At 70.1% G+C, this 26,357-nt stretch carries 25 protein-coding genes and 1 pseudogene; 13 read left to right on the forward strand and 13 right to left on the reverse strand.

The genetic code is table 11. The features are described 5' to 3' along the window. Positions 1 to 150: 150 nt before the first annotated feature. Positions 151 to 1,497: an MFS transporter gene (locus ACIRJR_RS00230; protein WP_403771414.1), complete on the forward strand. Its 1,347-nt coding sequence runs from the start codon at positions 151 to 153 to the stop codon at positions 1,495 to 1,497. Positions 1,498 to 1,593: 96 nt separating this feature from the next. Then, complete coding sequence (locus ACIRJR_RS00235; protein WP_403771417.1) at positions 1,594 to 2,592, forward strand: ester cyclase; 999 nt, start codon at positions 1,594 to 1,596, stop codon at positions 2,590 to 2,592. Between the two features lie 217 nt (positions 2,593 to 2,809). Here the strand turns inward: ACIRJR_RS00235 and ACIRJR_RS00240 are convergent, their stop codons facing one another. Further along, on the reverse strand, positions 2,810 to 4,276 hold the full coding sequence (locus ACIRJR_RS00240; protein ID WP_403771420.1) for a non-reducing end alpha-L-arabinofuranosidase family hydrolase: 1,467 nt from the start codon (positions 4,274 to 4,276) through the stop codon (positions 2,810 to 2,812). 559 nt (positions 4,277 to 4,835) lie between these two features. On the opposite strand from ACIRJR_RS00240, the gene ACIRJR_RS00245 reads away from it, so the two are divergent. Beyond that, positions 4,836 to 6,269: an endo-1,4-beta-xylanase gene (locus ACIRJR_RS00245; protein WP_403771423.1), complete on the forward strand. Its 1,434-nt coding sequence runs from the start codon at positions 4,836 to 4,838 to the stop codon at positions 6,267 to 6,269. Between the two features lie 361 nt (positions 6,270 to 6,630). Here ACIRJR_RS00245 and ACIRJR_RS00250 read toward each other — a convergent pair whose 3' ends face one another. The 4 genes from ACIRJR_RS00250 to ACIRJR_RS00265 all read right to left on the reverse strand — a co-directional run bounded on the left by ACIRJR_RS00250 (position 6,631) and on the right by ACIRJR_RS00265 (position 9,906). Then, positions 6,631 to 7,107, reverse strand: coding sequence for a hypothetical protein (locus tag ACIRJR_RS00250; protein ID WP_403771426.1), 477 nt, complete (start codon positions 7,105 to 7,107; stop codon positions 6,631 to 6,633). 531 nt (positions 7,108 to 7,638) lie between these two features. Beyond that, positions 7,639 to 8,346 (reverse strand): B3/4 domain-containing protein, encoded by a 708-nt coding sequence (locus ACIRJR_RS00255; RefSeq protein ID WP_403771429.1) that lies wholly within the window; start codon positions 8,344 to 8,346, stop codon positions 7,639 to 7,641. A 58-nt stretch (positions 8,347 to 8,404) separates the two neighbouring features. Beyond that, the gene (locus tag ACIRJR_RS00260; RefSeq protein ID WP_403771432.1) at positions 8,405 to 9,043 is read right to left on the reverse strand and encodes an FMN-binding negative transcriptional regulator; all 639 of its coding nucleotides are present in this window, start codon (positions 9,041 to 9,043) and stop codon (positions 8,405 to 8,407) included. A 26-nt stretch (positions 9,044 to 9,069) separates the two neighbouring features. Further along, positions 9,070 to 9,906 carry an EamA family transporter gene (locus tag ACIRJR_RS00265; protein ID WP_403771435.1) on the reverse strand — a complete coding sequence of 279 codons (837 nt, stop codon included), beginning with the start codon at positions 9,904 to 9,906 and terminating at the stop codon, positions 9,070 to 9,072. A 116-nt stretch (positions 9,907 to 10,022) separates the two neighbouring features. Here ACIRJR_RS00265 and ACIRJR_RS00270 point away from each other — a divergent pair, with 116 nt between their 5' ends. Further along, positions 10,023 to 10,598, forward strand: a complete 576-nt coding sequence (locus ACIRJR_RS00270) for a helix-turn-helix domain-containing protein (protein ID WP_403771438.1) — start codon at positions 10,023 to 10,025, stop codon at positions 10,596 to 10,598. A gap of 374 nt (positions 10,599 to 10,972) precedes the next feature. On the opposite strand, the gene ACIRJR_RS00275 is transcribed toward ACIRJR_RS00270, so the two are convergent. Together ACIRJR_RS00275 and ACIRJR_RS00280 are read right to left on the reverse strand one after the other, a co-directional pair. After that, on the reverse strand, positions 10,973 to 11,860 hold the full coding sequence (locus ACIRJR_RS00275; protein ID WP_403771441.1) for a helix-turn-helix domain-containing protein: 888 nt from the start codon (positions 11,858 to 11,860) through the stop codon (positions 10,973 to 10,975). Beyond that, complete coding sequence (locus tag ACIRJR_RS00280) at positions 11,857 to 12,654, reverse strand: peptidoglycan-binding protein (RefSeq protein WP_403771444.1); 798 nt, start codon at positions 12,652 to 12,654, stop codon at positions 11,857 to 11,859. The genes ACIRJR_RS00275 and ACIRJR_RS00280 overlap by 4 nt, the downstream gene beginning before the upstream one ends. A gap of 342 nt (positions 12,655 to 12,996) precedes the next feature. Between ACIRJR_RS00280 and ACIRJR_RS00285 the strand changes: the two genes are divergently transcribed. Both ACIRJR_RS00285 and ACIRJR_RS00290 read left to right on the forward strand, forming a co-directional pair. Continuing rightward, a complete protein-coding gene (locus ACIRJR_RS00285; protein WP_403771447.1) occupies positions 12,997 to 13,458 on the forward strand; it encodes a hypothetical protein in 462 nt (153 codons plus the stop codon). 304 nt (positions 13,459 to 13,762) lie between these two features. After that, positions 13,763 to 15,553 carry a PP2C family protein-serine/threonine phosphatase gene (locus ACIRJR_RS00290; protein ID WP_403771449.1) on the forward strand — a complete coding sequence of 597 codons (1,791 nt, stop codon included), beginning with the start codon at positions 13,763 to 13,765 and terminating at the stop codon, positions 15,551 to 15,553. 155 nt (positions 15,554 to 15,708) lie between these two features. Here ACIRJR_RS00290 and ACIRJR_RS00295 read toward each other — a convergent pair whose 3' ends face one another. Then, the gene (locus ACIRJR_RS00295) at positions 15,709 to 16,203 is read right to left on the reverse strand and encodes a TspO/MBR family protein (RefSeq protein WP_403771451.1); all 495 of its coding nucleotides are present in this window, start codon (positions 16,201 to 16,203) and stop codon (positions 15,709 to 15,711) included. Between the two features lie 264 nt (positions 16,204 to 16,467). On the opposite strand from ACIRJR_RS00295, the gene ACIRJR_RS00300 reads away from it, so the two are divergent. After that, positions 16,468 to 17,046: a suppressor of fused domain protein gene (locus tag ACIRJR_RS00300; RefSeq protein ID WP_403771454.1), complete on the forward strand. Its 579-nt coding sequence runs from the start codon at positions 16,468 to 16,470 to the stop codon at positions 17,044 to 17,046. 26 nt (positions 17,047 to 17,072) lie between these two features. Here ACIRJR_RS00300 and ACIRJR_RS00305 read toward each other — a convergent pair whose 3' ends face one another. After that, on the reverse strand, positions 17,073 to 17,381 hold the full coding sequence (locus ACIRJR_RS00305; protein WP_403771457.1) for a hypothetical protein: 309 nt from the start codon (positions 17,379 to 17,381) through the stop codon (positions 17,073 to 17,075). A gap of 89 nt (positions 17,382 to 17,470) precedes the next feature. On the opposite strand from ACIRJR_RS00305, the pseudogene ACIRJR_RS00310 reads away from it, so the two are divergent. The 4 genes and pseudogenes from ACIRJR_RS00310 to ACIRJR_RS00325 all read left to right on the forward strand — a co-directional run. Continuing rightward, positions 17,471 to 17,680 (forward strand): annotated as a pseudogene (locus ACIRJR_RS00310) (hypothetical protein); the annotation flags it as partial. Between the two features lie 246 nt (positions 17,681 to 17,926). Continuing rightward, positions 17,927 to 18,178, forward strand: coding sequence for a hypothetical protein (locus ACIRJR_RS00315; RefSeq protein ID WP_403771460.1), 252 nt, complete (start codon positions 17,927 to 17,929; stop codon positions 18,176 to 18,178). 262 nt (positions 18,179 to 18,440) lie between these two features. Then, positions 18,441 to 18,824, forward strand: a complete 384-nt coding sequence (locus ACIRJR_RS00320; protein WP_403771463.1) for a hypothetical protein — start codon at positions 18,441 to 18,443, stop codon at positions 18,822 to 18,824. 177 nt (positions 18,825 to 19,001) lie between these two features. Continuing rightward, positions 19,002 to 19,355, forward strand: coding sequence for a cupin domain-containing protein (locus ACIRJR_RS00325; protein WP_403771466.1), 354 nt, complete (start codon positions 19,002 to 19,004; stop codon positions 19,353 to 19,355). 70 nt (positions 19,356 to 19,425) lie between these two features. Here ACIRJR_RS00325 and ACIRJR_RS00330 read toward each other — a convergent pair whose 3' ends face one another. From ACIRJR_RS00330 to ACIRJR_RS00345, 4 genes are all read right to left on the reverse strand, one after another. After that, complete coding sequence (locus tag ACIRJR_RS00330; RefSeq protein ID WP_403771469.1) at positions 19,426 to 20,376, reverse strand: formylglycine-generating enzyme family protein; 951 nt, start codon at positions 20,374 to 20,376, stop codon at positions 19,426 to 19,428. Between the two features lie 263 nt (positions 20,377 to 20,639). Beyond that, positions 20,640 to 21,374 (reverse strand): esterase/lipase family protein, encoded by a 735-nt coding sequence (locus ACIRJR_RS00335; protein WP_403771472.1) that lies wholly within the window; start codon positions 21,372 to 21,374, stop codon positions 20,640 to 20,642. Between the two features lie 140 nt (positions 21,375 to 21,514). Then, positions 21,515 to 22,300 (reverse strand): class II aldolase/adducin family protein, encoded by a 786-nt coding sequence (locus tag ACIRJR_RS00340; RefSeq protein ID WP_403771474.1) that lies wholly within the window; start codon positions 22,298 to 22,300, stop codon positions 21,515 to 21,517. After that, on the reverse strand, positions 22,297 to 23,310 hold the full coding sequence (locus tag ACIRJR_RS00345; protein ID WP_403771477.1) for a C-terminal binding protein: 1,014 nt from the start codon (positions 23,308 to 23,310) through the stop codon (positions 22,297 to 22,299). Before ACIRJR_RS00345 ends, ACIRJR_RS00340 begins: the two co-directional genes overlap by 4 nt. A gap of 211 nt (positions 23,311 to 23,521) precedes the next feature. Between ACIRJR_RS00345 and ACIRJR_RS00350 the strand changes: the two genes are divergently transcribed. Next, positions 23,522 to 24,421 carry an Lrp/AsnC family transcriptional regulator gene (locus ACIRJR_RS00350; RefSeq protein ID WP_403771480.1) on the forward strand — a complete coding sequence of 300 codons (900 nt, stop codon included), beginning with the start codon at positions 23,522 to 23,524 and terminating at the stop codon, positions 24,419 to 24,421. 200 nt (positions 24,422 to 24,621) lie between these two features. Next, positions 24,622 to 26,274, forward strand: coding sequence for an amidohydrolase (locus ACIRJR_RS00355; protein WP_403771483.1), 1,653 nt, complete (start codon positions 24,622 to 24,624; stop codon positions 26,272 to 26,274). Positions 26,275 to 26,357: the final 83 nt, after the last annotated feature.

Genomic DNA, 26,357 nt, shown 5'->3' on the forward strand with positions numbered 1-26,357 from the left:
CCCGCCGGGCTCCCGGCTGCCGCCTTCCGGAGCCTGCCGGCCCACTCCCGGCACACCCTTGACGCCCCGGACCCAGGTCCTTAGTGTTCTCGACCAGCCCCCACAATTCATACGTATGCATACCCCATTCCCCGCGTGATCGGAGCAGCCATGTCCGCCACGGCGCCACCCGGCCCAGCCGTCACCTCCCCCCAGGCCGACCCGAACAGGCGGAAGGCGATACGCCGAGCGATCGGCGCGGGCAGCATAGGTAATTTCGTCGAGCAGTTCGACTACGGTCTGTACGGCTACATGGCGCCGATCATGGCCCCGGCGTTCTTCCCCGAGAGCGACCGGACCGTGGCGGTCCTGAGCACGTACGCGATCATCGCCATCGCCTGTCTGTTCCGCCCGCTCGGCGGCACCCTCGTGGGCCGCTGGGGCGACCGGGTGGGCCGTAAGAAGACCCTGCTGTGGACGATTGTCGCCATGGGGGTGACCACCGCCCTGATCGGGGCGCTGCCCACGTACCAGCAGATCGGCATCGGCGCCCCGGTGCTGCTCCTGCTGCTGCGCGTCGTCCAGGGCTCCGTCTCCGGCGGTGAGTACGTCGGAGCCGTCGCGTTCATCGTGGAGTGGGCGGAGCCGAACCGACGCGCCTACTACACGTCGTACGCCTCCAACAGCTGCTTCGTCGGCACCCTCGCCGGTGCCGGTACGGCGGCCCTGACCAGCTGGGTGTTCGAGGGCGACGCCCTCGACTCGTACGGCTGGCGGCTCCCCTTCCTGCTGGCGATCCCGCTCAGCCTGGTCGGGGTGTGGCTGCGCCGTCACATCGAGGAGACGCCGGAGTTCGTCCGGGCGACCAACGAGGGGGCGGACGTCGTCAAGGACCCGATCCGCGAGGCGCTGCGCTCGCAGTGGCGGCCGATCCTGGTCTTCTGCGGGATCTCGATCATGCTCGCGATCCTGTCCTACACCTGGGTCACGTTCTATCCCCAGTACCTGACCGACACCCTGGGCCTGCCGCGGTGGATGGCCCTGACGTCGAACGCCATCTCCATCGCCGTCCTCATCCCGATGCTGCCGCTGGCCGGCATCCTGTCGGACCGCATCGGGCGCAAACCGATGCTGGTCACCGGCGCCATCGCCTCCATCGTGCTGGTCCCGGTCGCCTTCATGGTCGGCGAGCACGGCACGTTCGGGACGGCCGTCGCCAGCCAGCTCATCTACCTCGTGCCGGAGTTCTTCCTCACGGGCATCGTCACCGTCTGCGCGGCCGAACTCTTCACCACCCGCACCCGGTTCAGCGCCAGCGCCATCGCGTACAACAGCTCGTTCTCCATCTTCATGGGCACCACGCCGTTCGTCGCGACCCTGCTGGTCAGCACCTTCGGCACCATCTACGCCGTCTGGGCCTACCTGGCGGTGGGCGCGCTCCTGGCGCTGGCCGTCGTGAGCGCCTTCATGACGGAGACGTACCGCAGTCAGCTCGGCGCGGACAAGTTCGCCCGCTAGCCCCCGACCGGGCGGCGCCGGCCCCCGGCTACCCTCATGACCAGCCGTCCGCATACGCATTCACACACGCACCACACCACTGGAACGGAAAGCACCATGGCCCTGGACCCTGTCGCATACCTCCCCTACAAGGACCCGGACGACTTCATCCGCGAGGTGACCGACCGCATCTGGGTCGACCGCGACATCGCCCACATCGTCGACAACTACGAGCCCGACTCGATCGTGCACGCCAGCCTCGGCACCGTCGTCGGACGTGACGGCGTCATCGAGGGCAGCACGATCCGCATGGGCAGCACGCCGGGCCACATCGGCCAGGCCGAGGACGTGGTGTGGGAGGCGCGCGGCGACGACGCGTTCCTCAGCTCGCACCTGGTCTTCTCCGCCGACGAGCACCTGGTGGACGGCCGCAACATCCGCATCCGCAAGCGCACCGTGGCCAACTGCCTCTACCGGCGCGGCCGGATGGTGGAGGAGTGGGTCGTGCGCGACGACCTCGCGGACTGTCTGCAGCGCGGCCAGGACCCGGCCGAGGCGGCCCGTGAGCTGACCTTCCAGGGCTACAGCGGCTCGATGCTCGACGAACCGCCGCAGGACGTGCTGGTCAACGGGGTCAGCGGTGAGCGTCCGGACGAGTTCCGCCCCGAGTGCGAGATGGTGCTCCGGTTCATCGACGAGGTGTGGACGCAGCGTCAGCTGAACAAGGTCCACGACTACATGGACCGTGACCTGTTCCTCCACACGATCGGCGACCGGACGGTCATCCGGCCCGAGCGCTACCAGGCCGATCTGCTCGCCATGGTCGGCCCGTTCCCCGACGCGCGGTTCGCGGTCCGGGACATCCAGACGAACTTCTCCCCGCGCTACGCGGGCCTGCGCGTGGCAGTCCTGTGGACCATGCACGGCACCTACCGCGGCGCCCCGTCCTTCGGGCCGATCACCGGCAAGCCGGTCACGGTGCTCGGCGTCTCGCAGTTCCTGATCCAGGAGGGCCGCATCGTCAAGGAGGTCCGTGTCTACGACGAGATCTCGCTGCGCGCGCAGATCAACGCCGGCCGCGAGGAGGGCTCGCAGATCGAGGCCAACATCTACTGAGCACCCTCGGCACGGGCGGCCGCCACCGGTCTTCCGGTGGCGGCCGCCCGCCTCGTCGACCGGCCCGTCTCCCGGCGGCCGTGATCAGCTGTGCGGCCTTCTCCCCGGCGAGGACGCTCGGATCGTCTCTGCCCTTCTGCGGAGAACCGGGCGGGCTCGGCAGTCCGCCGAGCCCGCCCCGCCGGTCCCGGGCCGGAGCCGGACATGCGCCACGTCGTCAGCGCTGCAGCGTCAGCAGACCAGGCCGGTAGGGCAGGAGGCCGTAGTCGCCGCCGGAGTTGGGGCTGCGTCCCTGGTAGAGCAACCGCAGGTTGCAGGGATCGACGGTCATGGTCTGGTCAGGGCTGGTGCGGATCAGTTCGCCGTGGCTGATGTCGTTGGTCCAAGCCGCACCGCTGTTGGCCTTGCCTGCGAAGGGGTTGCTCTCGGTCGCGGCCTGGGGTGTCCAGGCGCCGTTCAGACCGGTTGCCGTGAACGAGCGGAAGTAGCGCCCCTGTGAGCCGATCGCCTCGACGATCATGAGGTAGCGGTTCTGGCCCTGCAGCTTGTAGACCTGCGGGGCTTCGAACAGGTTGTTCGTCGTATCGCTCATGACCACTGTCGAGGTCGCACCGAAGCTGCCCGGGAAGTTCCCGATCGGCATACTGGCCCGGTAGATCTTGCCGTTGTCGCCGGCGAAGAACAGGTACATGTTCGTCCCGTCACCGATGATCGTCTGGTCGATGGGTCCTGTTCCGGAGTCGGGAATGCTTCCGGAGAAGAGCACCTGCGGGGATGACCAGCCGTTCGGGTTGGTGGGATCGCTCGATGTCCGGTAGGAGAAGGCGGACCCGCCCCACTGGTAGGCGAGCACCCAGATGCCCTTCGGCGCGAAGTAGAAGAGCGTGGGCGCGACGGTGGGAGCTGACATCGCGTTCTGGCCGGCCGAGGCCATCTCCGGCCAATCGGAGAACAGGCCGAAGTTCATCGAACCCCAACTCGTCCCCGAGTCGTGCGTCGTCGCGTAGACGAGCTGTTTCCCGTCGTAGGGGACGACGGTGAAGTCCTTCAACGAGACCCACCCCGGCTTGGGCTGCGCCAACGGGCCCGATGATGCCCATCGGTATGTCCCCGGAAGGTCGCACGGGCCGGTGTTGCCGCCGCCGACCTTGACGAGCTGCCACTGCTGGTTGGTGCCACCCCAGTCGTCGTACTGGACGGTGTTCGCGTTGTCGGCGGTGGAAGCGCCCTGGACCTCGAGTGCCTTGCCACTGTGGCGCGAGACGAACCTTACGTAGCCGTCCGAGCTGTCCGCGAGTCGCCATTGCTGGTTGGCGGCGTTCAGGTCGGCCCACTGGACGATCGATCCGCCGTTCGCGGTGGACCAGTTGTGGACGTCCAGCACCTTGCCCGAGTGGCGGGACTTGATGCGGTACCAGCCGCCCCCGGAATCGACGAACTGCCACTGCTGCTGCGCCTGGTCGTTCCTGGTCCACTGCGTGATGCGGGCGCCGTCGGCGGTCGCCATGTTGTAGACGTCCAGAGCCTTGCCACTGTTGCGGTTGACCAGCACGTACGAGGCGTTGGGGTCCACGGTCGCCGCCTCGGCGGGCTGGGCGCCGAGGAAGGTGGCCACGAGCAACAAGGGCGCAAGGACCGCGAGCAGGCGTCTTGTCCGGGCCGAGAACGAAGGGCGGTACCACATGAGCTGCGCCTCCTGGGGCTGGGTCGGGGTGACCCTGACGAACAGCGGAGCGGAAAGTGCCGTGGGTCCGGGACAGTTTCGAAAGTTTCGAGAATTCCCGGATACTTCGAGGCCACAAGCTAGAGATGCGGCGCACTCCGGTCAAGGCTTGACCCTGATCTGTCCACAAACAGCACCTCACCCCAGGCCCGACAGGGGATCACGCGGACCGGACATCTCCTGGCGGTGCGGGTACAGTCCGCCAGCCCAAGGTGCATTCGCCGAGGTGAGAGACCGAGCAAGCAGCGTCCGCACACTGCCCGGCCGCGGCCCTACGGCGCCATGCCGGCCGCGGCGCCGGGACTGCATTCCGACTCACCAGGGTTAAGAAAGTTTCGGATAAAAAATCGAAACATCTTCTGCGGGGAGTATTGACGGCCCCTCACTGATGCCTCAATCATCCGTGTCTGAGGAACTGGCCATGGTCCGAGATACCGAACGTCGGCCTCGGCATTCCGTGCTGCACGGCAGATCCGCGCACCCTCAGTCCTTTCGTGATTTCCACCTTGGAGGCACAGTCATGGGCTCCTACGCCCTTCCACGACCCGTTGTCCGCCGGAAAGCTCGCAGCCTGCTGTTGACGCTGGTCGTCGGCGTCCTCGGTGCGTCCGCCGCGCTGGTCGCGCCACCGGGAGCACACGCCGCCGAGAGCACGCTGGGCGCCGCGGCGGCGCAGAGCGGCCGGTATTTCGGCACCGCCATCGCCTCGGGCAGGCTGGGCGACTCGACGTACACGTCGATCGCGAACCGTGAGTTCAACATGGTGACGGCCGAGAACGAGATGAAGATCGACGCCACGGAGCCGCAGCGGGGCCAGTTCAACTTCAGCTCCGCCGACCGCGTCTACAACTGGGCGGTGCAGAACGGCAAGGAGGTGCGCGGCCACACCCTGGCCTGGCACTCGCAGCAGCCCGGCTGGATGCAGAGCCTCAACGGCAGCGATCTGCGCCAGGCGATGATCGGCCACATCAACGGCGTGATGGCCCACTACAAGGGCAAGATCGTCCAGTGGGACGTAGTGAACGAGGCTTTCGCCGACGGAAGTTCGGGAGCCCGACGCGACTCCAACCTGCAGCGCAGCGGCAACGACTGGATCGAGCTCGCCTTCCGCACCGCGCGCGCCGCCGACCCGTCCGCCAAGCTCTGCTACAACGACTACAACGTCGAGGACTGGACCTGGGCCAAGACCCAGGCCATGTACTCCATGGTCCGGGACTTCAAGCAGCGCGGCGTGCCGATCGACTGCGTCGGCTTCCAGTCGCACTTCAACAGCGGCAGCCCCTACAACAGCAACTTCCGCACCACGCTGCAGAACTTCGCCGCCCTCGGCGTCGACGTGGCCGTCACCGAGCTGGACATCCAGGGCGCCTCGCCCACGACCTACGCCAACGTGACCAACGACTGCCTGGCCGTCGAGCGCTGCCTCGGCGTCACCGTCTGGGGCGTGCGCGACAGCGACTCCTGGCGAGCGGAGCACACACCGCTGCTGTTCAACAACGACGGCAGCAAGAAGGCCGCCTACTCCGCCGTCCTCGACGCACTCAATGCCGGCGACACCACTGAGCCCCCGGCGGGCTCCGGACAGATCAAGGGCGCCGGTTCGAGCCGCTGCCTGGATGTGCCCAACGCCAGCACCAACGACGGCACCCAGCTCCAGCTGTGGGACTGCGGCAGCGGCACCAACCAGCAGTGGGCGGCCACCGACTCGGGTGAGCTCCGGGTCTACGGCGACAAATGCCTGGACGCCGCCGGCACGAGCAACGGCAGCAAGGTCCAGATCTACAGCTGCTGGGGCGGCGACAACCAGAAGTGGCGCGTCAACTCCGACGGATCCATCGTCGGCGTTCAGTCCGGCCTCTGCCTCGACGCCGTCGGGACCGGCACCGCCAACGGCACCCGGATCCAGCTCTACTCCTGCTCGAACGGCAGCAACCAGCGCTGGAGCCTCACCTGACGGGGCCTGCCACAGAAGAACGGGCGAAACCGATGACGGCCTGCGGTGCGGCTTCCTTCGCCCTCCGGTCGGACATCGGACTGCGGGGCCCCTGGGACTTCTCTGGGACTTTCGGCCGCATGAACGTGCACGCACGGGAGACATCCGAAAGTTGACCCACGCAGTTCAACGCACTGCAATCGCGTATCGCCGCAGGCCACGGAACCGCGTGGTGTCTTCCGGGACATCTGAAAGCCTTCAGAAGAGGCACCGTCACACCCCTTCCGAGCTGCACACATACGAGGTGAGGTGGGGTGTGACGGATTCTCTGGGACTTCTCTGGGACTTTGAACCAGGAGCGACAGCTTCCGTGCACCGCGCTTCACATGATGAGACATCGGAAGCACGTCACCGGCCGTCGATGTGGGAGAAAGTGCAGGCCAGATGGGTTTCCTCGGCTCTGCAAGCGGGCTTCCAGGGCCCGGATCGTCACATGAGCGTCACGGCCGGTGCGCACGGATTCCTGCTCCCCGGCAGGCCACATCCTTGCCCCGGCCGTAGGTGTGGAACAGGCCCGCTCCGGTGACGTGCGGAAGCCGGACCGCATCCGACAGTAGAGGTCAGCGGTCTGCACCACCCCGTCGCCCGCCGCCTGCGGCCAGAGCCCGGCCGCCCCGGTTGGGCCACATCGCCCGCAGTGCTGGCTACCGAAGGTGTCCGCGACGAACTGCTCACGCTGCACCACGTCTGTGTAGTGCGTGACGCGCACAGGGTCGCCTGCGAATCGGGGAGTGATGTGCAGCGGATCGTCCGTCACCGTTGCGCGCCGGTCGCCGTCGAACGACAGTTTCGTGGTCATTTCTTGCCTCATCTGATCTGCTGGACGACCTGACCCGTGACGGCTTGACGATCACTGTGTCCGCCGTGGCACGGATGGCCGACGTGCACCGCAGCCTGATCTACCGACACGGCGATCTCCACGCCGCCGTAGGCTCGAAGCACGCAACCCCAGGAGGGCCCCGCAGGCCCTCAGGTCAGCCGCCGGTCCCTCCTCGCCGACCTCGCCAACCTCACTGAGCGTGCTACCCGTCAGGCCCAACACATCGTCCGACCAGAACAACGGCTGTCCCAGGCCCTCGGTCAAGACGCCTGGCGTGCCACCGGGCTCGGAGCCCCCACCGACGTCAACGCTCTCCAACAGAAGATCGCCGACCTCGAGCAGGGACTCGCCGACCTCGCTGCGCAGCTCGGTGAACGAGACGATGATCTGGCGGCCTCGCAGGCCGCCGACCGCGAGCTGATGACCCAGCTCAACACCCTCCACACCCGACCCCGCTGAGCCCTGGGTTCCTTGCGGACGAGCCGCGTCGATGCGCAGGGGGCTCGGCTCTCAGGTGGTGATATGCGGCCCCGCCGGGCTGAGGTAATGGACGGTGCTCTGGGCGGAGTGCTCGGCGAGCAGGTCCTGAAGTTCGCTGGCAGCGGTCTTGAGGAGATGTCCGTCGCGGGTGGCGTGGAGGGTTTCGAGGACGAAGGCGACACGGGTGGAGTCTTCGGTGACGCGGGTGCGGTGGGCGTCCCGGTGGTTCCAGTGCCGGGTGAGGACGTCGATGGTGTCGGTGTAGATGATCTCGCCGGGCTTGGGGTTCTCGACGGTGTCGGGTTCGCCGAGCGGCGTGAAGGTCTCGCTGCCGTCGGCGTAGCGGATTTCCACGTCGCCGGTGACGTGGTCGAGGTCGAAGGCGCCGGCGGGCAGGCCATGGCGGACGGAGACGGTGTTGTAGGAGTCGACGGCCGGGTTGATCCGGGGCAGAGCGCCCTTCTTCGCCAGCCGGCGGCCGAGGGCGTCGACGCTGGGTCGGATGCGGCGGGGGTTGGTGCCGAACGAGCGGTAGGCGATGTGCCATGCGTCGATACGCGGATCACTCTCGTCGGCCGGCTGCCAGGCGCCGTCGGCGAGCTGCTGCTCGAGGTCCTGCTGGGCGGCGGCCGTGGCCGGCCAAGGCTCGTGGCCGCGCAGGGCGGTGGCGGTGACGACGGCGATGAGGGTCTCAGGGAATGCTCCCGCGACGGCGGGGCTGAGGCGGAAGGTGGTCATCAAGGGGGTCCGTTTCAGGATGGTGCGGGCGCGGGCGCGGGCGGGGGTCGTGGTCGGGTCAGGCCTTCCAGGTACCGAGGCGGCGCAGTTGCTGGGTTGCGGTGGGTCCGTCAAGGCCGGTGCCGCGTTCGGTGAGCCGACGAGCGATGTCGGAGCGCTGCTCGGCGGGTTTGTGGTCGTCGTACTTGAACTTCGCCCGGACGTCGGCGACGTCCAGGCGCAGGCCGCGGATGCCGGGCAGCATCCGGCCGTAGGGAGCCTGCTCGGGGTCGATGGGTGCGTGGTCGCCGTCAGGCTGGAAGTGGGCCATCTGGTGGCGCAGCAGGGCGGCCTTGGCCTGGGGGTCGTCGATGATCGTGGCCCGGCAGGTGAACTGGATGGCCGCGTAGTAGCTGGTGGGAACGCCGTCGGTGGGCGGGACGCCGGGCTTGGCGCGCCAGGGGCCGGGGATGAAGGCGTAGTCGCCGGTGACAGTGAAGGTGACGTGCGGGTCGGCGTCGATCGCCGTCCAGACGGGGTTGGGGCGGGCGAGGTGGATCAGCAGGGTGCTGCCCTCCGCCGTGAAGTGGGTGGGCACGACGACGGGCGGCTGGCCGGGCAGGCCGTTGACGCTGAGGATGCCGAAGTCATGGCCGTCGGCGATCCAGGTCTGCCATTCGGCGTCGTCGAGGGCGGCGTCCCAGGGCTGGATGAACATGCCGGGCTCCTTCCGGGGGGCCAGGGTCAGGTGAGGGCGAGGAGGCTGACTGCGACCGTGGCGGTGCCGAGTCCGATCAGTTGCCCGCGGTGGATGCGTTCGGCGAGGACGCTGCGTGCGAGCAGGACGGTGCCGGCCGGGTACAGGGCGGTGATCACGGCGACGACGGCCAGGTCGCCACTGCGGGCGGCAAGCAGGAACAGCAGGTTCGCCACCGAGTCCAGCACGCCGGCCGTTGCCGACATCGCGTACGCGGGCTTCTCCGATCCGAGCCTGCGGTACATCAGGCCGGCCGCGGCCAGGACAACCGCGGAGGACACGGCACGTCCGACGATCAGCGGGCCGACGCCGCTGTCCGTCGGCGCCTGATGCAGGAAGACCAGCTGCAGGGCGATCGCCCCGCCCGCGCCGAAGGCCATCAGGAGCGCGGAACGCGACGGGCGCGCGCTGCCGGCTCCGTGTCCGGCGCTGACCAGTACCACGGCCGCCAGCGCGAGGGGCAGGCCGATCAGCCCGGCCGGCCCCAGGCGCTCGCCCTGGAACAGCCCGACGCTCACCGGCAGCATCGCCGAGACCAGTGCGGTGACCGGGGACAGGACGTTCATCGGGCCGATCGCGAGCGTGCGGTAGAGCAGGGCGAACGCGGCGGCAGACGCGACGCCGGACGCAGCGCCCCAGGCGAGGGTCGCGGGGGCGAAGGAGGCGCCGAGGAAAGGCCACAGCAGCAGCTCGACGGTGAGTGAGGCCGGGGCGGCGATCATCACTGTGCGCAGGACGTGGGCCTTGCGGGAGCCGAGGCCGCCGAGGAAGTCGGCGCATCCGTAGGCCAGGGAGCTGCCCAGGGCCAGCAGCAGAGCGATCACAAGTACATCCCTTATCATCAATGGAACGACTACACCGTACAACGCACCGACCGGAAGATGTCAACCAAACGACCGTGTGGTGCATTGCACTGACCCATCCCTGGAGGGGTGACGTGATGGCCGAGACCGAGGCAGCGCTGCGGACGCTCGCGCACAACGTCCGCGCGGCCCGAACCCGCGCCGGACTCTCCCTGGACGAACTGTGCCGCCGCGCCAAAGTGAGCAAGGGAGCCCTGGCCGGACTGGAGAAGGCGCAGGGCAACCCGAACTTCGCCACCCTGGTCCGTCTCGCCGACACCCTCGGCATCTCGGTGTCCGCGCTGATGGAAGGGCCCGCCGAAGGCCGCGTCCGGGTCGTGACCGCCGATGCCGTCATGCCCCTGTGGAAAGGCAAGCGGGGCAGCGAAGCCCGGCTCATGCTGACCACCTCGGGATCAGCCCCGGTCGAGGTCTGGCGCTGGACCCTGGAACCCGGCGAGGAATACCCCAGCCACCCCCACCAAGCCGGCGTCGTGGAGACCATCAGCGTCACCACCGGGCAGATGATGCTCGTCGTCGACGCCACCGAGCATCCCGTTACCGCTGGACAAACTGCCACCTTCGACGGCGACACCACACACACCTACCGCGGCGCGGGCACCGAAACCTGCCACCTGATCATGACCGTCCACATCCCGCCCGGCCCCGCGTAGCACTCCACCGTCCACGACACCTGTCGCGCATCGAACTGACCGTTGCCAAGCACTTGGCCGGCACAAACGTCGCTTGGCCGGCGAGCACTTACCTTGCCAACCCGACAGAAGCGATGTCGCGGGCCCATGCGGTGGTGCCCCACGGAGTGGCCCGGGAGGGCCAGGCGATGGCGCCGGATTCGTCGATCAGTTCGGTCGCTGGGTGCCGCAGAACTTCCGGGCCCCGGCTGTGCTCTCTGTGCGGCGCGGCCCAGGAGTTGGATCTCCTCGAGCGGGGTTCGAGGCCGGCTTCGACCACCACCGACCGCACCCCACCCGCCTGCCTCCCACTGCGAATTCCCGACTTCAGCATGGACACGCCCGAGGGCCGGTCGCTACTGACGAGGGCCTGACGCCACTGGAGGTGAGGGCGGCCGGGTCGTGGTGGCGGCCCCGCCTACTCGGGCCTCGAAGCACTCCCGTTCGCCGTCGGCCGACGCGGGCCGGAAGCAGGCGCGGACGGTGCTGCCGGGACGCGCTTCGGTCATCTCGGTATAGATGAAGGTCGCCGCGTCGTCCTTGTTCCTGATGCGCACGCCGTAGGTCGGGCCGCCTGCCGTGACGTCCACCCGGTCGCCGATCTCGGTCCCCCAGCTCCGGGCCCAGCTCGTGCCGCACTTCTTGCTGTAGCGCAGCTCGACGTGGGCTCCGGTGGCCGTGCGGTACGAGGCGAGGCTGTCGGGGCCGATGCCGCAGATCAGGCGCATCGGGTCCCGGCCCTCGCAGGCGGCTCCATGGCATTGAGGAGCAAGGGAGAACGGGACGGAGGCCGGCGGCGGTTCGTTCTCGGCCTCCGAGTCGGGCAGCAGGAAGAACAGCAGGGCCGCAGCACCACCGACCACCACGGTGTACGCCGACGCCAGCACCACCGGGAGCCTGCCCCCACCGAGGTGCCGCCGCCCGGTTCTGACGGGCGTCGGCACCTCCTGGGGAAGTGGCCGCGGTGACTCGTCCGCGGGAGGGCTGGATGCGGGGACCGCCGCGCGTCCGCTCCACTGCGACTCAGCGATCTCCCACAGGGCCAGCAGCCGCCCGTCCGGTTCGTTCGCGAGACGGCACAGTTCCCGTACGGCCTGGCGAGGAGGCAAGCTCTTGCCGTTGAGGTAACGCTCCCACGAGGACTTGCTGTACGCCGTCCGCTCCGCCAGCGCCGCCAGGCTCAGCCCTGCACCGGACCGCAGCTCCCGCAGCGCCGCCGACAGCCTGGTGTGTTCCGAGGTCACTTCGGATCCGTCCTCCGCAGGGCCTGCCAGGTGGGCGGATCGATGACTCCGTTCACGATCAGCCCGTTCTGCTTCTGCATGAGCTCGACCGCTCGCCGCGTCTTCGGGCCGAAGACGCCGTCGATCTCCCCCGGCGCGGTGCCCGCCCGGCCCAGCAGGCACTGCGCCTCGGCCACTTCGAGCCCCATCTGGGTGTTCGACAGGAGGGTGTCCGTGGTCCGACTCAGGCCCGCGTACCAGCGGCCGTCACGCTGCTCCAGCCGACAGGTGTAAAGGACCGGCACCAGGGACTCCGACACGGTGGCCAGGGTCGTCGGGACAGCATCGCTGCGCTCGCGCGCGAGCTGGGCACGGGCCTCGGTGAGCCGCACGGCCAGCAGGAGCGCCGCGGAGGCGGACAGCACCGTGACCACGGCTCCCGCAATGACCGCGGCGCGCAGGTGACGCCTGTAGGGCTGCTGCTCCGTGGGAGTGTGTGCCGGTGTCGTGGAGAGGTCCGCAGGGGCGTCGGCGGCGACTGCCCGTCCCTCCGCCCAGCGTTGGGCGGCGATCTCGTGCAATACCAGCAGCCGATGAGGATCGGCACCGCCGACGCGGGCCATCGCCTCGACGGCCTCCCGGGGCGGCAGAGACCTGCCGTTCAGATACCGCTGCCACGACTTCGCGCTGTACCCGGTCTTCGCGGCCAGCTGACGGGTGCCCAGTTCTCCGTGGTCCTTCAATGTGCGCAGTCGCACGATTAACTGGTGGATGTCCGGGTGTAGTTCCGCAGGCAGCTCTTTCCAACGCGACATGTCTCCCCCACCCGCGTCAGGGGCCGCTGGTCCGGGCCCCGTATCCCGGCCTCATTCTGCATCAGCTGTCACGAGGATCACAGAGCGGGCATGTCGCCCAGGTGCGCCTCAGCCCGGCGCAGAATCAGTCATTTCCTCTCGCCACAGTTCCGCCGCAGTCCCGTCAGAGTCCCGCCGCAAGGACTCGACGGGCGACATCTGTGCAGGTCAGCGCATGGGACGCCCCGGGATGAGGTCACTTCTGCGTTGCCTGTGGCCGACGCCGCGCCGAACCCGCAGTCTCGTTGCGGAGCCGGCCGACGCGGTGGGCTTCACCCATGCAACCTCATCAGGAGTGTCTCCATGAACCTGAACAGAAAGCTGGCGGCGACCCTGCTCACCGCCGGACTGGCCGCGACCTCGACCGGACTGGCGGCCCCGTCCGCCTCCGCCAGCAGCATGCACGGCTGCTCGTACCCGCGTGTGTGTCTGTACGACGGCTCCTATGCCAACGGCAGCATCTTCAGCTGGTACCAGGAGACCAAGTACCAGGCCATCATCGGCGGAGGGAACCGGGTGGACGCGGTCGTCAACACCCTCAACGACGACTCCGTCTGGCTGATCGACCAGGGCGCCTCCCCGGACGCGTACATCTGCATCCCGCGGAACACCGCCGCGAACCTCGGCAACTACGCCCACCCCAACGGCGGCACCTGGGCGAACGACGCCGACGCCGTCAAGATCTGGGGGGATCCCGACAACGGGAAGTGCAGTGGCACCTACCAGGTGCAGCAGGGCCGCATCGCCGACGGCTGGCGCCCCTGAGCTTCACGTTTGACCTCGCAGGTCAATCGACTCGCTGATCTGCGGTTCTTTCGGGGACAGCGAAGGCGGCCGTTCCTCACGCTTCGAGATGTCGAGTAACGAAGTGCGAGAGAACGGCCGCTGCCCACGAGTGTCCCCGGTGAGGTGTCCGCAGGCGGGGCGTTCGGCGTGGTGTCCCGCCTTCGGGTCGAGTTCCACGATTCCCGACGCGACCGCCACCCGGCCTACTCCGACTGGCGGCCCCGGCCCGTCGCCTCGATGCTGTTCCGGCGCCGCCCGCACACTCCGCACCGAGAGGCCCGCCATGCCTGTGGACGAACCCCCCTCGGTGGGCGGCGTGCGCTCCCGTCTGGAACTCCACGCGATCCAGGAGCTGCTGGAGGCCCAGCGGCGCCGGGTCACCGCGTACTGCGAGCTCCACCGGGCCGGCTCCCCCGCCCCCGAGCCGTCCGCCCCGTCGGCTGCGGAGCCCTCGCTCCGCCCCTCCGGGCAGGAGGTGCTCGACGCCCTCCCGGTGGCCGCTCTGCTGCTCTCCCCCGTCTTCGGCGCGGACGGTGAGCTGCGGGACGCCCTTTACCTGACGTACAACTCCACCGCTCGCGCCTACGCGGACCTTCGCTTCCCTCCGGGCTCCGTGCCCCCGTGGGCCGGGCCGGTTTCACTGTTCGAACGCTTCCCCGCCCTTGTGCGTTCGGCGGTCCCCCGCATGCTGGCCGAGGCGATTCGGCAGGGCACGCCGCAGGGGCCCGAAACGGTGGAGTGGCTCATCAGCACGCCCTCAGGGCCGGTCCGGAACAACGACGAGGTCCGTATCGCCCCCTGCGGTGACCACTACCTGCTCACCTGGGAACGGGGCAGCCGGCTCCGCATGGCTGCCGCCGCCCAGCGGCTGGTCCGCACATGCTGGGCGGAGTGGAATCTCGCAGATCATGATGTCGAACCCTCCCGTGGCTTCCGCCAGGTGCTCGGCCTGGCCGACGACGCGCCGGTGCCCGGGCTGTTCGATCTGGCCACCACCGCCACACCGGACAGCCTGCCCGCTCTGTACCAGACGCTGTACGACGTCATCCTGCGCAAGCGCACCACCGAGTGCGAACTGCGCCTCCGCGGCAGGGGCGGGCGCGTCTTCCGTATGGTCGCCGAACCCGTACGCATCGCTCCCGGCGGCCTGGTCTGGGCCGTGCGGGCCGTCCTCATCGACGTCACCGCGGACCGGCGGCGGCGCGAGGCGGCACAGCGCGCCGCGCGGGAGGCACGCCGCGAGCACGAGCGCGCCGAAGCCGTCGCGGAGGTCGCCGGCGTCCTGCGCGATGCGGTGCTCCCCCATTTCCAGGACGAGCTGGACACCCACGGCATCGAGGCGGCTGCCGTCTACCGCCCCGACGCCCGCGAGGCCGGGGTCGGCGGGGACTGGTACAAGGCCCGCAAGCTGCCCGGCGGCCGTCTCCTGATCGCGCTGGGCGACGCCCGCGGGCACGGCCTGGAAGCGGTCACCCTGATGGCCAAACTGCGGTACGCACTCGCGGGTCTGGCCTACACCGGGCAACCCGTCGAGCGGCTGACACAGTGGCTCAACGAGGTGGCCTGCGCCGACGGCAGCGAGTCGACCGCCACGGCGATCATCGCCCGCTACCACCCGGAACGCGCGCTGCTCCGTTGGACCTGCGCCGGACATCCCCGCCCCGTCCTGGTACGCGGTGGCCGCGCCACCCAGCTGCCTACGCCCGAGGGCGGCCCCGGTCTCTCGCTGGGTGTGCTGCCGGCAACGGCCTACAGCGCCACCGCAACACCACTGGAGATCGGCGACATCGTCCTGATGTACTCCGACGGTCTGACCGAACGCCGCCCGGCCGACCCGGACAAGGACACGGACCGCTTCCTCGCGGAAACCGAACGCTGCTTCCGGGAAACCGCCCCGGGCGTCGGCCACGCCGGGCTCCAGGAATACGCCGAACGGCTCGTGGCCCGCCTGGACGGCCCGCACCGCACCGACGACGCGACGCTCCTCGCCCTGCGCCGGATCAGCGACCAGCAGGGGCCGGCGCGCGGGAGACCCCGAAGCCCGCAGGTCGGCAGGGGTTGCGGCGCGGCGTGAGCGCGGTCGGGTCCAGCGCGGACAGAACAGCGGCCCGACGGCCTTGCCGTCGGTGCTGCACCGAGGTGCCTCGGCCAGAACCGTCATTTGGGTCGCGATGCCTCGCCGCTGTCCGGACCTGCACCGCTGCTGGACGCGGGACAGCGCCCGGCCCGTCAGGAGTTGGAGAGCCAGATCGAGAGGTTGAGGGCCGAGGCGAAAGCCACCCAGAGCATGTACGGGACAAGGAGAAGCGCGGCGGCCCGGCGATGGCGGGCGAAGTGAACGATCGTGCCCAGGACAGCTGCGAGGAGGAGGCAGATGTCGAGGAATGCCAGCCCGTACTCATCAGCGGCGAAGAAGAGCGGAGTCCATGCGAGGTTGAGAAGGAGCTGGATCGACCACCAGGTCATGGCGGTACGTGTCGGGCCGTGAGGGTTTCGGAGCACCAACCACGCGGCGACGGCGATGGTGCCGTACAGCACGGTCCACACCGGGCCGAAGAGCCATCCGGGCGGCGCCCAGGCCGGTCGGTCCAGCGCCGTGTAGGTGTCCCCCGCTCCCGCGGAGGCCAGTCCGCCGAGTGCGGCGACGGCGTAGCAGACGGCGAGTAGGCCCAGAAGGACGAGCCGACGTGGGCCCTGGTACCTCTTCGAAGATCCTGCGTTCACGGCACACTCCGTCCCTCGGTGCTGATGACACTGTCCCGTGTTCCCGTCGGAGCGCCGGCGAGACGGGCGAAGCGCGTCCACTCACGCGGGCGGTACGCCTGTCTCCGGAAGGCAGCGCTGCGGGCCACCGCTGTCCGGGCCGCTGACGGCCTCGGGGCTGGTAGGCGCGCATGTTGAGGTGTCGCGTATTCGCGGCTGAGGCCCACGGACCATGACGCTGGGTGAGGAGTCGGGCCGGTTGATTGTGTCTGGCATGATCGCGCGGTGAGTGATGCGAGGCTGCTGGCCGTGGAGGCCGTTGAGTCACATGTCCGTGCGTTCTTCGAGGGGCATTCCGTTGAGGTCGTCGTCTGCGACCTGAGGCCGGAACGGCGCGAGGTCCTGCCCGACCTGCGGGTTCTCGTTGTCGGCCCCGGTCCACGCAGCGATAGCTGGGCCTTTGTGACCGCCGGGTGCTGGGCCGCGATGGAGAAGGACGGTCACGGGCTTGAGTTCGTCATGACCGCCCACGTCCGCGAACAGCGGTTCATCGACCTCATGGCCATGATCACGTACTACCACTGCGGTGGGCATCAGCTCGACCTGGAGCACAGCATGCCGATCGGTGAACCATGGGTGCCGGGCTCGAACTGCGACCACCTGCTGATCAGCCTGCCCTATCTCCACGGACCTGACCTTGAACACTGTCCGTTGCCCGGGGGGCAGGCCCGCATCCTGTGGACCTTGCCTGTGACGGCCGCCGAAATCGAGTTCCGTAGGCATCAGGGTCATGAGGCGTTGGAGCAGCTCTTCGACGAGGTGGAGATCATTCCCACTGATCCTTTCCGGGCATCGGTCGTGTGAGACGACGGCCGAACCGCTCCCGGCGGTCACCGCGAGTGATCACCAGGAGCGTATCGGCTCCAGGTTCCGCCGGCTTCGGTCACCAGGCGGGTGGCGGTCTTGTCGTGGTAGCCGAGTGCTTTCGCGATGACGGGGGCCGGGGCTCGGAGGACGAGCTGACGGATCGCGGAGGTCCTGCCGCGCTGTGGAGGGACGCCGATCTCACACAGATGGACTTGCAGGCTGACCGGGTTCATCGGCTGTCCGGGCTGACGGCCGGGGAAGAGCCATTTGTGCTGGTGCAGCGGTTCCGAGTCCTGGGCGATGACCGCGGGCGGCAGCGTGAGGCGAGGCATCCTGCCGGTCTTCATGCACCACCGCAGGAATGACTGGGACGGGCGGCGGGTGGCCAGGCTCTCGGTGTGCCAAGTGTCGATGTCGGCCAGCCGTTGCCCAACTGCGGGCCCTGCTGCCCGAGGAGCGGGAGTACGACGTTCGGGACGAGGACGTTGCCCGGCTCTCCCCGCTCAAGCACGCCAACCTCAACGTGCTGGGCCGCTACAGCATCCGCGCTTCGGACCCGGCCAGCGGCTGCCTGCGCCCGCTGCGCGCCCCTGTCGCATTCGGTCCGGACGAGGAGGACGGCGCGAAGGACGAACGGCGGCCGTACAAGGGGCCTCACATTGTGCGGGCGCGACGAGGCGGACCACGGAACTTTCGCGGATCCGAACATATAGAGGAGGGGTTGGATGAACGTTCGAACCAGTGTGGTGCAGGCGGGGTTTGTCGCTGAGGCCACCGGACCGGAACCGGACGAGTTCCGTCCGCCTCGGGCGACCCCCGGTCCTCCTCGCCCGCCCGGCCGACGTTTCGGCCGGGGGGCGAGGGGCAGGCGGCGGCCATGGACAGAAACGATGAAGTCGTGGAGACCCGCGGCGACGAGCACCACGTGGTGCTGTCGGCGGACACCAACGGGGACGGCAAGGCCGACGTCTGGATGACGGACACCACCGGCGACGGCAAGGCGGACGTCTACCAGTTCGACACCACCGGCGACGGCGAGATCGACGTCACCATGGTCGAGCGCGCGGCGGAGGCCGGCGAGGACCGTGTCGTGGTCGAGGGGGACGGCGGACATCCGGTGGAACCCTGAGCACCCACGCAGCCTGCCCCGCCCCTCGGCATCCGTGTCCGGGACTCCTGGACGGAGTCCCGGACACAGGCATGAGGGTGCGGGGCTCCGGACACAGGCATACGGGTGCGGGGCTCCGGACACAGGCATGAGGGCGTGGGGCTCCCCGGAGGCATGTGGCTCCGACGTCGTACCGCGCAGTGCTGCCGCCGGGATCCCGCGACCGTTCTTACCTCCGAGTAACATCAGGTCCGTCCGCCCCGGCCGAGTTCCAGGAGCCCCCATGGCACGCGTCCCGCTCGTCCCGCGCTCGCCCCTGCTGCTCGCCGGCCTGATGGCCGCGGCCGGGGTCGCGCACTTCGCCGCCCCCAGGTCCTTCGACGGGATCGTGCCGCGCAGCCTGCCCGGCGACCCGAGAGCGTGGACCCGGGCCAGTGGCGCCGTGGAGCTGGCGCTCGCGGCGGGACTCGCCCTGCCACGCACCCGGAGCCTCAGCGCCCGCGCCACCTCGCTCTTCTTCGTGGGTGTCTTCCCCGCCAACGTCAAGATGGCGTACGACTGGCGCGACCGCCCCGCCGCCGCCCGGGCACTCGCCTACGGCCGGCTCCCCCTTCAGATCCCGCTCTATCTGTGGGCCCGCTCGGCGAGCCGCTCCACGGCCGGCTGACCGGCGAGCACTCAGCGGCCGGCGGGCTCACCGGCCCACGCCGCGCACCCGGCACGCGAGACACGACGGCGCGGTCCGCCCGCCCTCTCGTAGTCGACGGACCGCCGCGCGACGCGGCCCTCGGCGCGACAGTCTGCTGGTGGGGGCGGCTCCGGGCGGTGGCATAACGTCATCCGCATGACCGAGCCCACCGCCTTCGCCGTGCACATCCCCGACGCCGACCTCGAGCCGGAGCCACTCGAGTCCTCGCAGATCCTCGCAGGTTCTCCGGAGGTGTCGGGGAAGGTCCTCTGGGAGTCCGAGGACGGCCGGCGGATCCGCGGCATCTGGCAGATCACTCCCGGAGTGGTGACCGACACCGAGGCGGACGAGCTCTTCGTCGTCGTCAGCGGCCGCGCCTCCATCGAGGTCGACGGCGGCCCGGCGCTCACCGTGGGCCCGGGCGACCTCTGCGTCCTGCGCGAAGGCGACCGCACCACGTGGACCGTCCACGAGACCCTTCGCAAGGCGTACGAGATCACGCTGCCCTGAAGTGGCCCCCGCGTTCCGCGCGCCCGCCGCGGCCTGCGCCTGGTCCGGGCGAGGGGTCCGGCCCCGGTGCTCAGGCCGGGTAGGCGACCCGGAAGCCGAGGTTGCCCGTGGTGCTGTCGGCCGTGTTGGACGTGCGGGCGGCCACGCGGTAGCGGTTGCAGTACGAGTCGTGGCACAGGTACGAGCCGCCCCTCATGGCGCGTGTGCCGGGGTTCTCCGGGTCCCACAGGTCGGCGCACCACTCCCACACGTTGCCGGAGACGTTGTACAGCCCGTAGCCGTTGGGCCGGAAGGCGTGGACGGGGGCGGTGCCCGCGTAGCCGTCCTCGGAGGTGTTCTTGGTCGGGAAGCTGCCCTGCCAGATGTTGCAGTGGTGCTCTCCGCCGGGCGTGAGCTCGTCGCCCCAGGGGTACCGGGCCTGGTCGAGGCCGCCGCGGGCCGCGTACTCCCACTCGGTCTCGGTGGGCAGCCGGCCCCCTGCCCACGCGGCGAAGGCGGCTGCGTCGGACCAGCCGACGTGGGTGACGGGATGGTCCCAGCGGCCCTCGAGGCTGCTGCCGGGGCCCTCCGGTGTGCGCCAGGTCGCGCCCTGGACACCGCACCACCAGGGGGTGGCGTCGGGTCGCGGCGAGATGCGCCGGAGTTCGCCCGGCAGGAAGCGTGCGAAGACGTAGCTCCAGCCGTAGCGTTCGGCTTCCGTGCGGTGGCCGGTCTCCGCCACGAAGGCGGCGAACCGGGCCGTGGTGACCGCGTAGGCGTCGATGGAGAACGCCTCCACGGCGGCCTCCCGCACCGGCCCCTCGCGGTCCGCCCGGTTCGCGTCGGCGTCCTCGCTGCCCATGCGGAACGTGCCGCCGGGCAGGGCGACACGGGTGCCGTGGGCAGGCTCGGTGTTCTCCTTGGCAGGCGGACCGAGGGGCAGGCCGGGCGGCCCGGCGACGGCCGTTTCGGATCCGCCTGCGCGCGGGGGCGCGCAGCAGGACGGACGGTCTTCCGCCCCGCCGGGGGTGCAGCCGCTCATCGCGTTCCACCGGTGGCGGGCTCCACGGCACCGGGCGCCGCGGCGGCGGTCTGCAGGTCGTACATCGTCGTCATCCAGTGATCAGCGGTGGAACAACTCGTCCGGATCAGTGTGCAGGGCGTCCGGTCCCGCGTGGCGCCCGGGGTCAGGCCGGTCGTGCGGCGACGGTCGCCGGTGGTCGCCGACGGCCGTCGCCGCGCGTTGCCGTTCGCCCTGGACCGGTCACGGAGGACTGGTCACCGCCTGTTCGGCGCGTGCCTGGGTCAGGAGGCGACGAAGCGGGCGATCTGGCCCAGCGTGATCGTGTCGGCCAGGAACCCGATGTGGGTCTGGCAGAGCACGTTGTTGTTCGTCGCGCCGCTCAGCCGGGTGCTGGTGTACGGGATGATGACGCCGTCGCACGCCGAGTACCAGGTGGCGTACCTGGTGCTGCCGGGGGTCTCGTCGCCCGAGGTGATCTGGGAGATGAAGGAGGAGCCCGGGTACATCTGCTGACAGGTCGTGTAGACGAGGCAGGCGCTCGCGAACGTCGTCCCGTGGTTCGCGCCGGCGATCGAGGCGAGGTGGCTGACGCTGGTGTTGCCGCCCAGCACCTTCAGGTAGTACTGGCTGACGAGACCGCCCATCGAGTGGTTGACGATGGCGACCTTGCTCGCACCGGTCTGGGACTTGACGTTGTTGACGAACGTGGCCAGTCCCTGGGCGTTGTTGACGTTGTTGCCGTACGAGTCGTAGTCGTACGTGAAGAGCTTGGAGCCGGACCAGCCGTTGAGCTGGAAGACGCTCTTGGCGGTGACCCAGTTGGACGCGTTTCCGGTGTATCCGTGGACGAAGACGACCGGGGTGCTGGTCGACAGCGCCTGTGCGGCGGACGCGGCCGGTGCGGCCTTGGTCGCGGTGTCGGCCGCGCCGGCCGTCGATGCCGAGGAGAACATGGTGAACGCGACCGTGACGGCTGCGAGGACGCCGAGAAGCCGGCGCGGTGGACGACGACGCATGGAGCACTCCTGACGAGGATGCGGGTGCTTGACGCGACCACACTCGTGGGAGCGGGGTACGGGCGCCATCGGTGAAATCACCAGTGACCGGGGCCTCTGGCCCGCCCCGCGCGTCTCCGGTGCCCCGAGGCGCCCGTTTCTCAGTCCTTGTAGTCCGGGGCGATCCGCTCGACGAGGCGCAGCAGCGCGCCCCAGGCCAGGTCGTAGGCGATGTCGTCCTGGAAGTCGGCCGTGGCCTCGCCCGCCAGTTGCCGTGCGGTGTATTCGCAGACCTGCTCCGGAGGGAGCACCAGCGGGACTCCGGCCGCCTGGGCGGTGACCTGGATCTCGCAGGCCTTCTCCAGGTAGAACATGCGCAGGAAGGCCTGGGCGGCGCTGCCGCCGACGGTGAGCAGACCGTGGTTGCGCAGGATCAGCGCCGGATGGCCTCCGAGGTCGGCGACCAGGCGCTCCTGCTCGTCGAGGTTGAGCGCGACGCCCTCGTAGGCGTGGTAGCCGACGCGGTTGTGGAACTCCATCGACATCTGGTTGACCGGGAGCAGCCCGCCCTCCTGGGCGGCGACGGCGCAGCCCGCCCTGGTGTGGGTGTGCAGCACGCAGTGGGCGTCGGTGCGGGCCTTGTGGATCGCGCTGTGGATCACGAAGCCGGCCGGATTGACGGGATGCGGGGTCGGCTCGACCGGGTTGCCCTCCAGGTCGATTCTGACCAGGTTGGATGCGGTGATCTCCTCGAACATCAGCCCGTAGGGATTGATCAGGAAATGGTGGTCCGGGCCGGGCAGCCGCTGCGATATGTGGGTGAAGATCAGGTCCGTCATGCGGAAGTGCGCGACCAGACGGTAGACGGCGGCCAGTTCGCGCCGCAGGCGCAGCTCCTCGGCGGCCGTCTCCTCTGCGGCGGCGGGGGTGGTGGGTGTCTCGGTCACGCGGGTGCTCCTTGCCGGAGGGGGGCGGGCTGGGCTTCGGTGGACTGCTCCGCCGGGACGACGGCGGGGGTGTGCGGGCGTCCGGTGGTCCACCAGGCGAGGACGTTCCGGGCGGGTTCGAGGACGTAGGCGCGCAGGGACGCGTCGGTCAGGAACGCGCTGTGCGGGGACAGTTGCAGCCGGGGATGGGTCCGCAGCCGGTCGTCCGCGGCGGGGGGCTCGGTCGGGAAGACGTCGAGGGCCGCGCCCGCGAGGTGACCGCTGTCGAGGGCGGCGAGGAGCGCCTCCGGGTCGACGAGATCACCGCGGGAGACGTTGACCAGCAGTCCGCCGGGGCGCATGCGGGCGAGCAGCGCCGCGTCGGCCATGCCACGGGTCTCGGGGGTGGACGGGGTGTGCAGCGACAGGACGTCGGCCTGCGCGACGAGGTCGTCCAGGCCGAGCCGTTCGACTCCCGCGGGCCAGTCGGCGTCGGCGGCGTGCGGGTCGTAGGCGGCGATCCGGCCGAAGACGGGGGCGGCGAGGCGGGCGAGGGTGCGGGCGATGCGGCCGAAGCCGACCAGGCCGAGTGTCGTCCCGCTCGCGCGGCGGGGCACCTCGGTGAAGTCCTCGTTCCAGCCGCCGGACCGCACCACGGCGTCGGCCTGAGGCAGCCGGCGGATCAGGGAGAGCGCGGAGGCGAGGGCGTGCACGGCGACGTCCTCGGTGGCGGAGTGCGGCAGGTTCGTGACCCAGAGCCCGCGGCGCGCGGCCTCGTCGGTGTCGACCATGTCGTGGCCCGCGGACATGGTCGCGACGATCCGCACCCGGGGCAGGTGGTCGAGGAGGGCCGCGTCGACCCGCGCGTAGCCGACGATCAGCGCGTCGGCGTCGTGGGCGGCGGCGGCGATCCTCTCCGGATCGCGGCTGCCCACCACACGCACCTCGAAGCCGCCTTCGGTGAGCAGCTCGACGCCGGGTCCCGGGTCCAGCTCCTCCGTGTCGGTGATCACGGCAACGGGGCGCGCCACATCTACCTCCATAGACGATTCGATCGTTCTTCCATGCCGAAACCTACGTTTCCGCTGCATGATTTGTCTACGTCGGACGAGATGACTGGCCATGCGGCCGTCGGCCACCCGGGCGGTCCACCGACGGGGCACCCGGGCGGCTGACCGACAATGAGCGGGCGCCCGGCCGCCGCACGGCCGGCCGGAACCGGAGCACGGAGGGGATCAGCACATGGAGCTCGACGAGACGGACCTGTCGATCGTTCGGGAACTGCAGACGGACGGCCGGCTCACCTACGAGACGCTGGCCCAGCGCGTGGGCCTGTCCCGCCCGGCGACCCGGATGCGGGTCCAGCGGCTGCAGGAGTCGGGCGCCGTGCGGGTGGTGGCCATCGTGCACCCGGCGGTGCGCGGCCTGTCCGCCTCCGCGCACCTGTCCATCAGCACCGAGGGTGCCGCGGCCGAGGTGGCGCGGGCGGTCGCCGCGCTCCCCCAGGCGCCTTTCGTGACGCTGACGAGCGGCCGCTGGGCGATCATGGCGGAGCTGCGGACCGCGGGGTTCGGCGAGCTGGAGCGTGCGATCGAGCGCGTCCGCGCGACTCCGGGCGTACGCACCGTGGACCCCTTGGTCGCGACGCGGCACGTCAAGGACCCGTACCTGCTGACGGAGGAGCCGACGGTCACGGCCCTGGACGCCGTCGACCAGCGGATCCTGGCCGAGCTGGAGGACGACGGGCGCCTGCCCTTCGCCGAGCTGGCCCAGCGCGTGGGGCTGTCCGCGGGAGCCACCCGGTCGCGGACGCTCCGGCTCCTCGAGGGCGGTGTGGCCGAGGTGGTCGCGCTGGTGCGGCCCGACGTCCTGGGGATGGGCTTCCTGTGCGGCTTCAGCCTGCGGGTGGCCGGGGAGGCGTCCGCGGTCGCGGAGCAGGTGGAGCGGCTCACCCGGGTGACGTTCCTGTCGACGTGCCTGGGCCGCGCCGAGCTGGTCGGCACGATCACGGCGGAGTCGATCGGCGCGGTACGCGCGGCCCTCGAGGAGATGCGCGCGCTGCCGGCGGTGCGCGAGGTCGAGAGCTGGTTCCACCTGGAGCTGGTCAAGGAGCGCTACGACATCGGCCCGCGTCCCGCCTGATCCGGGAGGCCCACCGGAGGGCACCCTCCGACAGTGCGAAGAGATCAAGACTGACGATACGTAACCTGAACATCGATTTGGCTTTACAAAAATTGACCACCTCCCCCTCTGGTCAATCAGTCGTTCGTTTCATATCGTTCAGCGAGCCGAATCGTCTGTCGGCACTCTTCTGCACATCCCCGCTCGAAAGCAGCCTCCCCATGTCCCGTCACACCGAGACCCCCGAGCGCACCCTGCTCGTCACGGGTGCCGCCGTCGCCGCCGCGGGCACCTCGGTCCGCGCCGAAGCCCTGGCCGTACGCGGCGACCGCGTCGTGCACGTCGGCACCGCCGAGGACGCCCGTGCGGCGCTCGGCCGGGTCGACGAGGAGCTGTCCCTGGACGGCGGTCTCGTCCACCCGGGCTTCGTCGACGCCCACTGCCACCCGGTCATGTACGGGCAGGCACTGGCCTGGGTCGATCTCCGCCCCGAGCGCGTACCCGACATCGACTCGCTGGTCGAGGTGCTGCGCGAGGCGGGACGCGATCTGCCGGCCGGTGTCCCCGTCCGCGGCTTCGGCTACGAGCACCGCAGGCTCGCCGAGCGGCGTCACCCCACGTGCCACGACCTGGACCGGGTCGCCGAGGACCGCGAGGTCTACGTGATGAACGCCTCCGGTCACGGCGGCGTCGTCAACTCCCACACCCTGCGCACCTGCGGCATCACCGCAGGCACCGCGTCGCCCGAGGGCGGCAGCATCGGCCGGTTCGAGGACGGTGAGCCCGACGGGCAGCTGTGGGACGCCGCCTGCGACCTGCTGACCGGGCCGGCCGGGGTGAAGATCGGCAACCACGGGCCGAACTTCCACCTCTCCGAGCCCGAAGAGATCATGGCCGACCATCTGCTGCGCGCCCAGGAGGTCTTCCTGGCGGCCGGAGTCACCACGGTCGGCGACGCCCAGGTCTCGCGGCGCGAGATGGAGACCTACCTGCGTGCCGCCGACGACGGCAGCCTGCGGATGCGCGTGTCGGCCTACCTGACGTCCGCGCTCCTGGACACCGCCCTGGAGCTCGGCGCGGTGCGCGGGTTCGGCGACGACCGGTTCCGGATCCAGGGCGTGAAGTTCTACGCCGACGGCACGCTCGGAGGCTGGACCGCCTACTTCCCCGAGGGCTACGCCGCCGACTGCTGCCACCACGGCCAGCTCTACCACTCGGTCGAGGAGTACGCGGACATCGTCCGCCGCGCCCACGCGGCCGGACTGCAGACCGCCACGCACGCCCAGTCCCCGTACGCCATCGGCATGGTGCTCGACGCCGTCGAGAAGGCGCAGGCAGACCGGGAACGCCCCGGCATGCGGCACCGCATCGAACACTGCGGCCTGCCCACCGACGAGCAGATCGACCGCATGGGCACGCTCGGCGTCATCCCCGTCATGCAGCCGCAGCACCACCTGCGCACCGGCGACGGCACGCTGACCGCCGTGGGCGAGCTCGGCCACCGCTACAACCCGGCCGGCCGCTGCGCGGACGCCGGTGTCCCCGTGGTCTTCTCGTCCGACGCGCCGGTGGCACCGCCCGCCCCGCTGGAGGCGGTGGCCGCGGCGGCGACCCGCCGCACCGTGCTCGGGACGGTCCTCGGTGACGAGGCACTGCGCCTGCCCGTCGAGGCCGGTCTGCACGCCCACACGGCGGCCGCCGCCCGGGCACTGCACCGTGAGGACGCGGTCGGGGCGCTCGCCCCGGGCATGCTCGCCGACTTCGTCGTCCTGGACGCCGACCCGCTGACGGTGTCCGCCGAGGAGCTCACCGGCATCCGCGTCCGCGAGACGTGGGTGGGCGGACACCGCGCCTGGGCCGCTCCCGGCCGCTGATTCCACGACCGGCCGGGGCCCGCTGCCCCGGCACCGCTCCTTCCGCCCGGGCGGGCCCAGCCGGCCCCCTGCCGGGGTGCCCC

It is taken from the genome of Streptomyces sp. NPDC102402 (assembly GCF_044765765.1).
Lineage (GTDB): Bacteria > Actinomycetota > Actinomycetes > Streptomycetales > Streptomycetaceae > Streptomyces.